The 12,165-nt window shown below is 72.3% G+C and carries 13 protein-coding genes; 12 read left to right on the top strand and 1 reads right to left on the bottom strand.

Features of this window, described 5'->3' with window-relative positions; genetic code table 11:
• Positions 1–38: 38 nt before the first annotated feature.
• The 12 genes from H288_RS0126620 to H288_RS0126565 all read left to right on the top strand — a co-directional run bounded on the left by H288_RS0126620 (position 39) and on the right by H288_RS0126565 (position 11,821).
• Positions 39–1,622, top strand: coding sequence for a chemotaxis protein CheW (locus tag H288_RS0126620; protein ID WP_020095619.1), 1,584 nt, complete (start codon positions 39–41; stop codon positions 1,620–1,622).
• A 50-nt stretch (positions 1,623–1,672) separates the two neighbouring features.
• Positions 1,673–2,728 (top strand): chemotaxis-specific protein-glutamate methyltransferase CheB, encoded by a 1,056-nt coding sequence (gene cheB / locus H288_RS0126615; protein ID WP_020095618.1) that lies wholly within the window; start codon positions 1,673–1,675, stop codon positions 2,726–2,728.
• Positions 2,729–2,747: 19 nt separating this feature from the next.
• A complete protein-coding gene (locus H288_RS0126610) occupies positions 2,748–3,347 on the top strand; it encodes a HEAT repeat domain-containing protein (protein WP_020095617.1) in 600 nt (199 codons plus the stop codon).
• A 12-nt stretch (positions 3,348–3,359) separates the two neighbouring features.
• Positions 3,360–4,223, top strand: a complete 864-nt coding sequence (locus H288_RS0126605; protein ID WP_020095616.1) for a protein-glutamate O-methyltransferase CheR — start codon at positions 3,360–3,362, stop codon at positions 4,221–4,223.
• Between the two features lies 1 nt (position 4,224).
• On the top strand, positions 4,225–4,596 hold the full coding sequence (locus H288_RS0126600; RefSeq protein WP_020095615.1) for a response regulator: 372 nt from the start codon (positions 4,225–4,227) through the stop codon (positions 4,594–4,596).
• On the top strand, positions 4,593–7,175 hold the full coding sequence (locus H288_RS0126595; protein ID WP_020095614.1) for a chemotaxis protein CheA: 2,583 nt from the start codon (positions 4,593–4,595) through the stop codon (positions 7,173–7,175). Before H288_RS0126600 ends, H288_RS0126595 begins: the two co-directional genes overlap by 4 nt.
• Entirely contained in the window at positions 7,175–7,444 is a 270-nt protein-coding gene (locus tag H288_RS32860; RefSeq protein ID WP_020095613.1) for a hypothetical protein, read from the top strand. The genes H288_RS0126595 and H288_RS32860 overlap by 1 nt, the downstream gene beginning before the upstream one ends.
• Positions 7,441–8,238 (top strand): ParA family protein, encoded by a 798-nt coding sequence (locus tag H288_RS0126585; protein WP_020095612.1) that lies wholly within the window; start codon positions 7,441–7,443, stop codon positions 8,236–8,238. Before H288_RS32860 ends, H288_RS0126585 begins: the two co-directional genes overlap by 4 nt.
• Positions 8,239–8,289: 51 nt before the next feature.
• Entirely contained in the window at positions 8,290–8,658 is a 369-nt protein-coding gene (locus tag H288_RS0126580) for a response regulator (protein ID WP_020095611.1), read from the top strand.
• Positions 8,659–8,766: 108 nt separating this feature from the next.
• The gene (locus H288_RS0126575; protein WP_139307749.1) at positions 8,767–10,014 is read left to right on the top strand and encodes a methyl-accepting chemotaxis protein; all 1,248 of its coding nucleotides are present in this window, start codon (positions 8,767–8,769) and stop codon (positions 10,012–10,014) included.
• Between the two features lie 138 nt (positions 10,015–10,152).
• Positions 10,153–11,157, top strand: coding sequence for a magnesium transporter CorA family protein (locus tag H288_RS0126570; RefSeq protein ID WP_012320756.1), 1,005 nt, complete (start codon positions 10,153–10,155; stop codon positions 11,155–11,157).
• A gap of 97 nt (positions 11,158–11,254) precedes the next feature.
• On the top strand, positions 11,255–11,821 hold the full coding sequence (locus H288_RS0126565) for an MCP four helix bundle domain-containing protein (protein ID WP_020095609.1): 567 nt from the start codon (positions 11,255–11,257) through the stop codon (positions 11,819–11,821).
• A gap of 31 nt (positions 11,822–11,852) precedes the next feature.
• Here the strand turns inward: H288_RS0126565 and H288_RS0126560 are convergent.
• Positions 11,853–12,165, bottom strand: a 313-nt coding sequence (locus H288_RS0126560; RefSeq protein ID WP_020095608.1) for an integrase core domain-containing protein, incomplete at its 5' end; no start/stop codon positions are given.

Here is a 12,165-nt window from a genome sequence, read left to right as displayed (position 1 = left end):
ACGGCCCCACCCGAATCCTGCTCAGCCCGGAGCCCGCCATGTCCAACGACGCCTCAGCCTCGGCCGCGACCGACCGGTCGGAGACCGCCTCCGCGCTCCAGTTCGTGACCTTCCACGTCGCCCGCGAGACCTACGCGGTGCCCCTCGCGGAGGTGCAGGAGATCATCCGCCTGCCCGACATGGTCGACGTTCCCCTGGCACCCCCCGCCCTGGTGGGACTGGCCAACCTGCGCGGCTCGGTCCTGCCGGTGGCGAGCCTGCGGCGGCTGTTCGAGCTGCCCGACCGGGTCCACGACGACGCCGCCCGGGTGGTCGTGGTCGGCCAGGGGTCCGGCGACGGCGGCGGCGCTGGCGGGACCTCCGGCTTCGTGGTCGACCGGATGGCGAGCGTGATCACCGCCGAGCCCGGGGAGATCGAGGGGACTGACGGCCTCACCGCCACCGCGGCGACCGAGCTGCTCGCGGGCGTGATCAAGCGGCCGGCCGGCATCGTGCTGATCATCGATCTCGGGCGCCTGCTGCAGCGCAGCGGGTCCGTGCGCGCCGGCGCAGAGGGCGGGTCGGGCGGACGGAACGCGGTCGGGCCGATCGAGGCCGGCGGCGCGGCCTCGGCGCGGCCGGAGGGCGAGGCCGGGCTCTCCGACGAGATCCAGCTCGTGTCCTTCGAGCTCGCGGGCCAGGAATACGCCCTGCCGATCGAGCAGGTGCAGGAGATCGTCCAGGTCCCCGACCGCGTCAGCGAGCTGCCGAAGGCCGAGCGCCACGTCATCGGTGTGATCAACCTGCGCGACCGGTTGCTGCCCCTGGTCAGCCTGCGGGCGCTGTTCGGGCTGCCGGGCGTGCCCCTGGGAGAGCAGAACCGGATCGTGGTGGTCGCCTCCCGGGAAGCCGCCGGCTCCGTCGGCATCGTCACCGACACGGTGAAGGAGGTGCTGCGGGTGCCCCGCGCGGTGGTCGACCCGCTGCCCGACCTGCTCGCGCAGGGCGACGCGCTGCGCGAGGTCGAGGCGATCTGCCGGCTCGGCGGCGGCAGGCGGCTGGTCTCGATCCTGTCGGCCGCCCGCCTGTTCGCCACCACCGGGATCGCCGGCGGCCTCGCCGGCCTCGGAGCCGCAGAGGAGGGACCCGTGCAGGAACGTCAGACCGCGACCGCGCCGACGCGCGCCGACGAGGAGGAGCAGTTCGTCGTCTTCCGCCTGGCGGACGAGGAGTACGGCGTGCCGATCGACGCCGTGCACGAGATCGTCCGCGTCCCCGAGCAGCTCACCCACGTGCCGCGGACGCCCGGCTTCATTGAGGGCATCGTCAACCTGCGGGGGGCGGTGCTGCCGGTGGTCGACCAGCGCCGCCGCTTCCGGCTCCCGGAGGCCGCGCGCAACGACCGCCAGCGCATCATGGTCTTCGCGATCGCGGGGGTGCGGACCGGCTTCATCGTCGACTCGGTCTCGGAGGTCCTGAAGATCCCCCGCTCGGCCATCGTGCCGGCGCCGGACCTCGCGCAGGACGAAGACAGCGCCGTGGAGTGGGTCGCCAACCTCGCCGCCGCCAAGCGGATCATCCTGATGGTGAACGTCGACCGGCTCCTCAGCCGGCACGAGGTCGCGGATCTGCAGGCGGCCTGAGCCGCCGTCTCCGGGCCCGGTCCGAGGCCGCTCCTGCCACGCAACCCGCCATGCCCAAGCTCCTGATCGTCGACGACTCCGCTCTGATGCGCAAACACCTTCGCCTGATCTTCGAGGAGACGGGCCAGTTCGAGGTGCGCACGGCGCGCAACGGCCGCGACGCCCTGGACCAGATCGACAGCTTCGAGCCCGACGTGGTCACCCTCGACATCAACATGCCCGAGATGGACGGACTCACCTGCCTCGGCGAGATCATGGCGGCGCGCCCGCGCCCGGTGGTCATGGTCTCGTCGCTGACCCGCGAGAGCGCCGCCGTGACCCTGGAGGCGATGCAGCTCGGCGCCGTCGATTACGTGGAGAAGCCCGGCGGCACCGTCTCCCTCAACATCGGCGAGGTCCGGGACGAGATGGTCGCCAAGGTCCGCGTCGCGGCCCGGGCCAAGCCCGGCCGCGCCCGCGGCCTCCTCGACCGGGTCCGGCGCGGGCGCGGCGAGATCGCGAAGCGCCGCCCGGCGCCCCGGACCGCGGCCCGCGTGGAGGGCTGCGTCCTGATCGGCGTGTCGACCGGGGGACCGCGGACGCTGGAGGAGATCCTGCCGGAGCTTCCGGCCGAGCTGCCCTGGCCGGTCGTGATCGCCCAGCACATGCCGGGCTCCTTCACGGGGGCCTTCGCCCAGCGCCTGGACCGCCTCTGCGCCCTGGGGGTGGTGGAGGTGACCGCCCCGGTCCCCCTCGCGGCGGGCCGCGTCTACATCGGCCGGGGCGACGCCGACGTGGTGATCGAGCGCCGGCTCGGCCGGCTCGCGGTCGCCACCGTCCCGAGCGACCCGGCCCTGCGCTGGCACCCCAGCGTCGACCGCCTCGTCCGCAGCGCCCGGGATCACCTGCTGCCCGAAGCCCTGATCGGCGTCGAACTCACCGGCATGGGCGACGACGGCGCCGCCGCCCTGGCGGCCCTGCGGGCTGCCGGCGGCCGCACCATCGCGGAGGCCGAGTCGAGCGCCGTCGTGTTCGGCATGCCGGCCGAGCTGATCCGCCTCGGCGGCGCGACCCTGACGCTGCCCGCCCGCTCCATCCCGGCCCAGCTCGTCGGCTGGCTGTCCTGAGATCGACACCGAGACTGACATGGCCCTGGTCCGCAAGCACCCCGCCCTCCCCGCGCCGGCGGAAGCCCCAGAGGATCCCCGGATCGCCCTGGAGGGCCCGACGGCCGCCGGGCGCCGCGACGCGGCCCATCGCCTGGCCGCCGATCCCGACGCCGCCGGCCTGCTGGCCGACCGCCTCGCCCGCGAGGCGGACCGGAGCGTCGGCGAGGCGATCCTCGGCGCCCTCGGCCGCATCGGCACCCCGGCGGCGGCCGAGCGCCTGTTCGGCCTGCTGGGCTCGGAGGACGTCTGGCTGCGCAACGCCGCGATCGAGACGCTGCAGGAGATGGACGCGGCGGTGCTCGGCGCCCTCGAGCGGGCCCTCGCCGATCCCGACAGCGACCGCCGGATCTTCGCGGTGAACGTGCTGGTCTCCCTGCGCCACCCGGCGGCCGCGACCTACGCCCGCCGGGTCCTGGTCGAGGACGGGCACGTCAACGTCTGCGCCGCCGCCCTCGACGTGCTCGCCGAGATCGGCACGCCCGAGATGGTGCCGGAGATCGAGGCCGCCGCCGCCCGCTTCCCCGACGCGCCGTTCCTGCGCTTCGCGGCCAGGGCCGCCTGCCGCCGCATCACCTGACCGGCGGCCGGCATGACCGCACCGTTCCCGCCGCCGACGCCCGTCGTCACCGATGCCGACTTCGTCCGCTTCCGCGACTTCTTCTACCGCAAGACCGGCATCATGTTCGCCGACAACAAGCGCTACTTCGTCGACAAGCGCCTGCAGGAGCGGATGCTCGCGAGCGCGCTGCCGGTCTTCCGCGACTACTTCAACACCCTGCGATTCCAGGCCAGCGGCCAGGAGTTCCAGACGCTCGTCAACCTGATGACCGTCAACGAGACCTACTTCTACCGCGAGGAGTACCAGTTCCGCTGCCTCGTCCGGTCGATCCTCCCGGAGGTTACCCGGCGCAAGCGGCCGGGCGAGCCGGTGCGGATCTGGTCGGTGCCCTGCTCGACCGGCGAGGAGCCCTACTCGATCGCCTTCCAGCTCCTCGACACGTGGCCGGAGGTCGACCGGTACGACATCGAGATCGTCGCCTCGGACATCGACACCGCCGTGCTCGACCAAGCCAAGCGCGGCCTCTACGGCGACCGCGCGGTCCAGCACGTCCCCCGGGCGACCCTGGAGCGCTACACCCGGCGGGTGCAGGGCGCCCACGAGGTGATCCCGGACATCCGCGAGTCGATCGCCTTCGCGCAGGTCAACCTCTCGGACCCGCTCTCGACCCGGCAGTTCCGCGGCTTCGACGTCGTGTTCTGCCGCAACCTGCTGATCTACTTCGACGACGCGTCCCGCCGCGGCGCCGCCCAGACGCTCTACGAGGCGCTCGATCCCGGCGGCTTCGTCTGCCTCGGCCATTCCGAGTCGATGAGCCGGATCTCCGCGCTGTTCGACCTCCGGAAGTTCGCGGAGGCGATCGTCTACCAGAAGCCCCTGAGCGCGGAGGCCTGACATGGCCAGGATCCTCGTCATCGACGACGCCACCACGGTGCGCCTGTACTACCGCGACGTGCTGGAAGAGGCCGGCTTCGCGGTCGAGGAGGCCGTGAACGGCTACGAGGGCCTGGAGAAGGCCGTCGCCGAGGGCTTCGACCTCGTCCTCGTCGACGTGAACATGCCCAAGATGGACGGCTACGCCTTCCTGCGGCAGGGCCGGACCATGCCGGAGCTCCAGGCGGTGCCGGCCGTGATGATCTCCACGGAGAGCGCCGGCGCCGACCGCGCGCGGGCCTTCGCGGCGGGCGCCAACCTCTACCTCGTCAAGCCGGTGCGCCCGGACGCCCTCGTCGCGGTCGCCACCGTGATGGCCGGAGCCGCACCGTGACCAACGCCCTGCTCGCCCAGTTCATCCCCGAGGCCCGCGAGCTCCTGGAGCGCGCGGGGAGCGGCATGCTGGCCCTGGAGAAGTCGCCGGGCGCCGAATCCCTCGACGACGTCTTCCGGGCGGTGCACACCCTCAAGGGCACGTCCGGCCTGTTCGAGATCGCGCCGCTGACCCATCTGGTCCACGCGGCCGAGGACCTTCTGGTCGAGGTCCGGGCCGGCACGCTCGTCCTGGAACCCACCATCGTGGACGGGCTCCTCGACAGCCTCGATCTGGTCGGCCACTGGATCGACGTCCTGGAGAGCCGCGCGGTCCTGCCGGACGACGCCGACGCCGTCATGGCGGGCCGGGTGACGGCCATGCGGGCGTGGCTCCCCGCGGCGATCGAGGCCACCGTCGCGCGGGCCGATTACGGGCCGCCGGACTGGCTCGCCGACCTCCCCGAGGCGGACCGGCAGGCCGCCTGGAGGCGCGCCGCGGCCTCGGGCGCCCTCCTGATCGCCTGGCACTACGAGCCCGACGAGACCTGCTTCTTCCGCGGCGACGACCCGGCCCATCTGGTGGCGCAGGCCCCGGGCCTCGTCGCGCTGCGGGTACGGCCGCGCGCCGCAACTCCGTCGCCGGAGACCTGCGATCCGGTGCTGAGCTGGCTCCGCTTCGAGGTTCTGTGCGTCGCCGACGCCGAGGCGGTTGCCGACCATCTGCGCTACGTCGCCGATCAGGTCCGGGTCGGCGCGATCCGGCCGGACGACCTGATCGTCCTGACCGGGACGGAGGATGAGGCCGAGGTGTTCGGCGACTTCGCCGCGCGGGCCGGAACGCTCCTCGCCGAGGACGCCCGGGCGGACCTCGCCGCCGCCGCCGCCGCCCTGCTGGGGATCGTCGGCGCCGGGACCCGGCAGGCCTGCGCCCTGCGCTGGATCGCGGCGCTGGCCGCCACGGCGGAGACCGAGACGCTGCGCCGCCTCGCCGCCGACCTCGGCGGCCCGCGGCCGGCCTCGGGTTCGCCGCCGACCGATCGGCCGCCCGCAGACGCGCCCGCCCCGGACTTCGCCCTGCGCCAGCAGGCAGAGGCGATCCTCGCCGCGCAGGCCGAGATGCTGGCCGTGCCGACGGACCCGGCCGTCGCGGAGGGCCGGTTCGAGTCCGTGCGCACGGTGGTGCGGCGCTGCCTGCCGCATCTGGCGCCCAGCCGGGCCGTCGCCCTGGAAGCAGCCCTGGGCCGAGCGCGCGCGGGCGCCACCGAGACCCTCGGCGCCGTCCTCCGCGGCGTGGCGAGCGGCGCGGCCGCCGCACCGCCGATGCCGACACCCTCCGGAGAGCCCGCGCCGCGGCCCACCGCGGCCCCGCCGCCGGCGACCGAGCCGCGCGATGCCCCGGAGGGATCCGGCCCCGACGCCAAGGGTCCGACGCGCATGCTGCGGGTCGAGCAGGGCAAGGTCGACGCCCTGATGAACTTCGCGGCCGAGCTGACGGTCGCCAAGAACGGGCTCACGTATCTCGCCGGGCGCGTCGAGCAGGTCAGCGGCTCGCGCCAGCTCGGTCGGGAGATCAAGGAGCAGTACGCGGTCATCGACCGGATCGCCCAGAGCCTGCAGGTCGGCGTCATGGCGATCCGCATGATGCCGGTGAGCCAGGTTTTCCAGCGCTTCCCCCGGCTCGTCCGCGACATCACGCGCAAGCTCGGCAAGGAGGTCGAGCTGGTGATCCTGGGCGAGGAGACCGAGGCCGACAAGAACGTGCTGGAGAGCCTCGCCGACCCGCTGATCCACATGGTCCGCAACGCCCTCGATCACGGCATCGAGACCCCCGCGATCCGGATCGCCGCCGGGAAGCCGGCGCGCGGCACCCTGCGGCTCGCGGCGCGGCAGGAGAACGACAACGTCATCATCGAGGTGGCCGATGACGGCCGCGGCATCGACCCGGAGGCGGTCCGCGAGAAGGCGCTGCGCAGCGGCCTGATCGGCCCGGATCAGACCGCCCAGATGACTGCGGAGGATCTCGTCAACCTCGTCTTCGCGCCCGGCTTCTCGACGCGGGATCAGGTCTCGGACCTCTCGGGGCGGGGCGTCGGGATGGACGTCGTGCGCAGCGCGGTGCGCAGGGCGGGCGGCGACGTCTGGCTCGCGAGCCAGCCGGGCGCGGGCACCTGCGTGACCGTGCAGCTGCCCCTGACCATGGCGGTGACCCGCATCGTCACCGTGGTGGCGCGGGGCCAGCAATACGGGGTCGCCATGGACGCGGTGGCCGAGACCGTGAAGGTTCCGCGGGACCAGATCCACCGGATCAAGCAGCGCGAGACCTTCGTCCTGCGGGACGCGATGATCCCCCTGATCCGGCTCGCCGACAGCCTGGGCCTCCCGGCGGCCTCGGACGCGCCGCCGGAGGAGGAGGCCGTCATGGTCGCCCGTGTCGGACGCGAGCGGGTCGGTATCGTGGTCGACGGCTTCCGCGAGCGCATGGAGGTCATCGTGCGGCCCCTCGACGGTCTCCTCGCCGGCCTCGCGGGCTTCTCCGGGACGGCGCTCCTCGGCGACGGAAGGGTTCTCCTCGTCCTCAACCTGTCGGATCTGCTCTGATGGCCCTCGAACACAGCGGCGCCCGCATCCGGCTCTCGGGCCACTGCCCGGTCGATGATGCCGAGCCGCTGCTCGATATCCTGCGCGCCACCCCGGAGGCCGTCGTCGACCTCACCGGCGCGGCGTGGCTCCACACGGCGGTCCTCCAGGTGCTGATGGTCGCGGCACCCGCCCTCCGCGGCCGGCCGGCCGGAGCCGTGCCGGCGGCCTGCCTGGCCGCGCTGCCCGAGGCCGCCGCGGAAGGCGCCGCGGAGGCCGAGCGCGGATGACCGAGCCGGGGACCGGGCGCATCCTCGCCGTGGCGAACCGCAAGGGCGGCACCGCCAAGACCACGACGGCCGTGAATCTCGCCGCAAGCCTCGCGGAGCGCGGCCGGCGGGTGCTGCTCGTCGACCTCGACAGCCAGGGCCATGCCGGCCTCGGCTTCGGCGTGCGGGCGAGGCCCGGCGAGCCGACGGTGCACGACCTGTTGCGCGGCACCGGGGTGACGGATCTCGGGCGCGCCGTGCGGCACACCGCCGTGCCGAACGTGGACGTGCTGCCGGCCGATCGCGGCTTCTCGGGCCCCGACGGCGCCGTCGCGCCCCTCGGCCTCGCGGCGGCGCTGAAGCCCCTGGCGACGGATTACGCGGTGATCCTGATCGACACCGCACCGACGGCCGACGCCCTGCTGATCAGCGCCCTGGCGAGCGCGCACCACGTCCTGGTTCCGACACAGCTCAGCCACCTCGCGGTGGACGGCGTCGGGCAGTTCGCGCGCGCGTTCTTCCGGGTGGCGACGAGCCTCAATCCCGGTCTGCGCGGCCTCTCGATCGTGCCGGTGCAGGTGGATCTCCGGATCACGATGCAGCGGGAGGCCCTCGAGCAGCTCACGAGCCGGTTCGGCCGGGAGCGCCTCCTGGCTGGGATCCGCACGGACATCGCTCCGGCGGATGCCTTCGGATGCGGACGGCCGGTGCGGTACGTGAAGCCCCGTGCGCGGGCGGTGCAGGACTTCGAGCTGTTATGCGACCACGTCATGGAAAAATGCATTGCCGGGCAGATTGGAACGATTAAAACTTAGCCGTTCGCACAGACATGGAGTTCAGAGCGAGAAATGAATACGATATTACTGGTGGACGACTCACCGACCATTCTTTCGAGCATGTCAGGAATACTTCGCAGTTCGGGATATGAAACCGAACAGGCCGCCGATGCCGAGACGGCACTCGCGAAGGTCAAGGCAGGCCTGAAGCCGGCCCTCGTGATCACGGACTTCCACATGCCCGGCATGGACGGCGTCCAGTTGATCCAGGAGTTGCGGAAGCTCGCGCCGACCCGCTTCACGCCGATGCTCGTTCTCACGACGGAATCGCAGCAGGAGAAGCGCGACGGCGCGCGTCAGGCGGGGGCGACCGGCTGGCTGGTGCAGCCGGTCCAGGCCGACAAGCTGCTGCAGGTCCTCACACAGGTCGCCCCCGCGATTCAGCGCCGCGCCGCCTGATCCGGGCGACCCCTCTCCGCTGAAGCCCGCTCCGCTGAAGCCCGCTCCGCGGGCCTCGGCCTCGCCCGGCCCCGCGCCACCGCTTCCGACCGAATGACCGTTCCCGCGATGCAGATTGCTGCCCGTCCCTCCGCGAAGACCGAGCTGCGGACGCTCCTGCTCAGTGCCGCGGCCGGCGGCGCGATCGGGGCCGTGCCGCTGATCCTGGGGATCGCGCAGCCGGCGCAGCTCCTCTTCGCGGCCGCCGCCGCGCTCTGCGGGGGCCTCGTGACCCGCGGGCTGCAACCGTCCTGCCGCGCGGTCGAGCCGGATGCCCCGCCGATGGCGGTCACGCTTCGGGCCGAACCGGCGGCCGCCCCGGCGCACGGAGCGGCCTGCGCCGAGGCCGTGGCCCGGGATCTCGGCGACCTCGACCCCTATTTCGCCGTGACGGGCGAGCAGCTGCGCAGCATCGTCGCGCAGACCGAGGCGGCCGCCGCCGCGATCCTCGCCTCGCTGGAGAGGCTCGACGGCGCCCAGGCGCGCAGCGCCGCCTGCATCGGCGGCGCGCACGACCGCATCGTCGGCTTCGCCGAGCAGAGCGACGCCGCGCTGCAATCCCTGGCGGCGGCCCTCGGCGCCTATCTCGACCGGCGCCTGAACGAGACCCGCGAGGAACGCGGCCCCGTCGAGGTGGCCGTCGGGCAGATGCGCGGGCTCGATGCCCTGATCCTCAGCCTCGAGAAGGTCGGGGCGGCGACCCGGATGCTGGCGCTCAACGCCAACATCGAGGCGGCCCGCGCCGGGGCCCACGGAGCCGGCTTCCGGGTCATCGCCCGGGAGCTCCAGGATCTCGCGCAGACCTCCCAGACCGCGATGGCCGAGGCGCGCGTGCAGGTGGCGGACGCGCAGCAGACGATCAGCCGGGTGCTGATCGCCGATCGCGGGGACGACGCGACCCGCACCGAGCAGGAGCGCCTCCGCGCGCTGATGGCCGAACTCGGCGGGATCGCCGAGACGACCACCCGGGTCCTCCTCGGGATGGCGCGGACGGACCTCGCCGAGGTCAAGGCGCAGAATGCGGCGGTGGGCGACGAGGTGCTGTCGGTCTTCGGCCAAGTTCAGTTCCAGGACGTCGTCCGCCAGCAGATCGAGGCGGTCGATGCCGCCAACGCGGCGCTGCAGCTCTGCCTCGACGGCCTGCGCCGGCGACTGATCGGCACCGGGCCGGGGCGGGCGAGCGCGCCGGCGGCGATCCTCGAGACCGCGCGGGCGCGCTACGTCACCCAGATCCAGCGCCGCGTCGACGCCCAGGCCCTTGACCAAGTCGTCGACCAAGCCCTCGACCCGGTAGCGCCCGACATCGAGCTGTTCTGACGGGTCGGGCCGCGATGTCACGGAAGCGTCAGAAAACAGCGCCACATCCGCGGCACAGCTTGCATCGACCGTCGCGGTGCCGGATGCGGGCTGCGGCCCCGCGCTGTCCCGTGACCGATCCGCATCCGAGACCCGTACGTGATCTTCATCCACCAGCCCGCCGTCGGCGCCGGAGCCACGCTGCTTGAGCGCCGCGTCATCGATCTCCAGGACACAATCCCCGAGGACACGGTCTGGCTCGATCTGATCCGCCCGAGCCGCGAGGAGGAACTGAAGGTCGAGTCGTTCGCGGGCATCGAGGTGCCGACCCGCGAGGAGATGAAGGACATCGAGCCCTCGGAGCTGCTCTACGTCGAGGACGGCGCCCGTTACATGACCGGCCGGGTGCTCTCGAAGGTCAGCGACGCCGAGGAGCCGGGGCTGGCCGGCATCACCTTCATCCTGCGCGGCAACCGGCTGGTGACGGTGCGCCACGAGGAGCCGCAGGCCTTCCGCATGTACACGCAGCGCGCCGGGCGCTCCATGGGCAACGGCGGCGCCTCGACACCCTCGGGCGAATCGATCCTGGCCGGGCTGATCGAGGCGGTGATCGACCGCGCCGCCGACGTGCTGCAGCTCCAGGGCGAGCGCATCGACCGCCTGTCGGGCAAGATCTTCGAAGTGCAGGAGGATCCCTCCGCCCGCAACACCGCGCTGCAGGACACGCTGCGGGCGCTGGGCCGGCACGGCGATCTCATCTCCAAACAGCGCGAGAGCCTCGTCTCCATGGAGCGGATCCTGCTCTCGCTGTCGGCGACCTACCGGACCAACAAGGCCCCGCGCGACCTGCGCGAGGACGTGCGCTCGACCCTGCGGGATCTTCAGTCCCTCGAGGAGCACGCCACCTTCCTGTCGACGAAGATCCAGTTCCTGCTCGACGCGACCTTGGGGCTCGTCAACCTCGAGCAGAACAACATCATCAAGCTGTTCTCGGTCATGGCGGTCGTCTTCATGCCGCCGACCCTGATCGCGTCGATCTACGGCATGAATTTTAAGTCCATACCGGAACTAGATTTCGCCTTCGGATACCCGATGGCGCTGATCATGATGGTCGTGGCGGCGGTATTTCCCTACTTCTTCTTCCGGTGGAAGAAGTGGCTCTGACAACAAACGCCGGTATAGAGCCGACAGAATCTTAAGACCTCCACGGGAGCATGGTTGGGCCTGAAGGCGCGGCGCGGCCGCGAAGACGGAACCTCCCATGCGCTTCTCCCTCAAGACGGTCCTCGCCGGTGCCATCGGCCTGCTCGCCCTCGCCGCCGTCGGCCAGGGCATCGCCAGCGTCGTGAGCCTGTCGGAGATCGAGCGGAACGCCGCGGCGATCTCGCAGCAGGCCCTGCCCGCGCAGAACCAGGCCGAGGCCATCGGGACGGCCGTGCGGGACGCGCGCCTGCGGCTCTACCGGCTCGCGGTGGCCTCGCCCGACGCGGCGGCCCTGGACAGGAACCAGACGGCGCTGACCGACGCCCTCGGCGAGCTGTCCGGCCTCCGGCAGGCCTATCAGGACCGCCTGACGAGCCCGGAAGCCCGGGCGATCTACGAGCGCTTCACCAACGCGTGGAACGCCTACCAGAACATCCAGCTGCAGGTGGTCGAGCTGATGATCGCGGGCGACCAGCCGGGCGCCCTCGCGCTCGTGCTCGATCCCGCGACGGGCGCGCAGAACGACGCCGCGGTGGCCAGCCTGACCGAGTCGATCGCGGCGGCGCGGGGCCAGACCGAGGCCAACGTCACCCAGACCGTGCAGGCGGCGACGCGGGCCAAGTGACCTGCCCCCACGAGGTGGTCCGAGTTCAAAATTAGTGCAGGGTCGGCCTCTGCTCTACGGGTAGCTTGGCCGCCGGAGCCGGTCGGGCGAGCGCAGTCGGGCAAGCGGTCGTGGCTGGCACGAACACCTCCGGCGCTGGTGGCTTGTAGCCAAGCGCACCGTGCGGGCGGATCGTGTTGTAGTGCCGACGCCAGCTTTCGATGATGATCTGTGCCTCCTTCAGGGTGTAGAAAATCTCGCCGTTCAGGAGTTCATCCCGCAATCGCGCGTTGAAGCTTTCGACAAAGCCGTTCTCCCACGGTGAGCCTGGCGCGATGTAGGCGGCCTTCGCGCCAATGGCCGCA

The organism is Methylobacterium sp. 285MFTsu5.1, from assembly GCF_000383455.1.
Taxonomy (GTDB): Bacteria; Pseudomonadota; Alphaproteobacteria; order Rhizobiales; family Beijerinckiaceae; genus Methylobacterium.
Note: the sequence above shows the minus strand (reverse complement) of the source record. Positions and strands in the feature narration are given on the sequence as shown.

Coding starts and splice junctions, on each gene's coding strand:
- H288_RS0126620 (WP_020095619.1), top strand. CDS start 39: ATGTCCAACGACGCCTCAGCCTCGGCCGCGACCGACCGGTCGGAGACC.
- H288_RS32860 (WP_020095613.1), top strand. CDS start 7,175: ATGGCCCTCGAACACAGCGGCGCCCGCATCCGGCTCTCGGGCCACTGC.
- H288_RS0126605 (WP_020095616.1), top strand. CDS start 3,360: ATGACCGCACCGTTCCCGCCGCCGACGCCCGTCGTCACCGATGCCGAC.
- cheB (WP_020095618.1), top strand. CDS start 1,673: ATGCCCAAGCTCCTGATCGTCGACGACTCCGCTCTGATGCGCAAACAC.
- H288_RS0126610 (WP_020095617.1), top strand. CDS start 2,748: ATGGCCCTGGTCCGCAAGCACCCCGCCCTCCCCGCGCCGGCGGAAGCC.
- H288_RS0126575 (WP_139307749.1), top strand. CDS start 8,767: ATGCAGATTGCTGCCCGTCCCTCCGCGAAGACCGAGCTGCGGACGCTC.
- H288_RS0126600 (WP_020095615.1), top strand. CDS start 4,225: ATGGCCAGGATCCTCGTCATCGACGACGCCACCACGGTGCGCCTGTAC.
- H288_RS0126565 (WP_020095609.1), top strand. CDS start 11,255: ATGCGCTTCTCCCTCAAGACGGTCCTCGCCGGTGCCATCGGCCTGCTC.
- H288_RS0126585 (WP_020095612.1), top strand. CDS start 7,441: ATGACCGAGCCGGGGACCGGGCGCATCCTCGCCGTGGCGAACCGCAAG.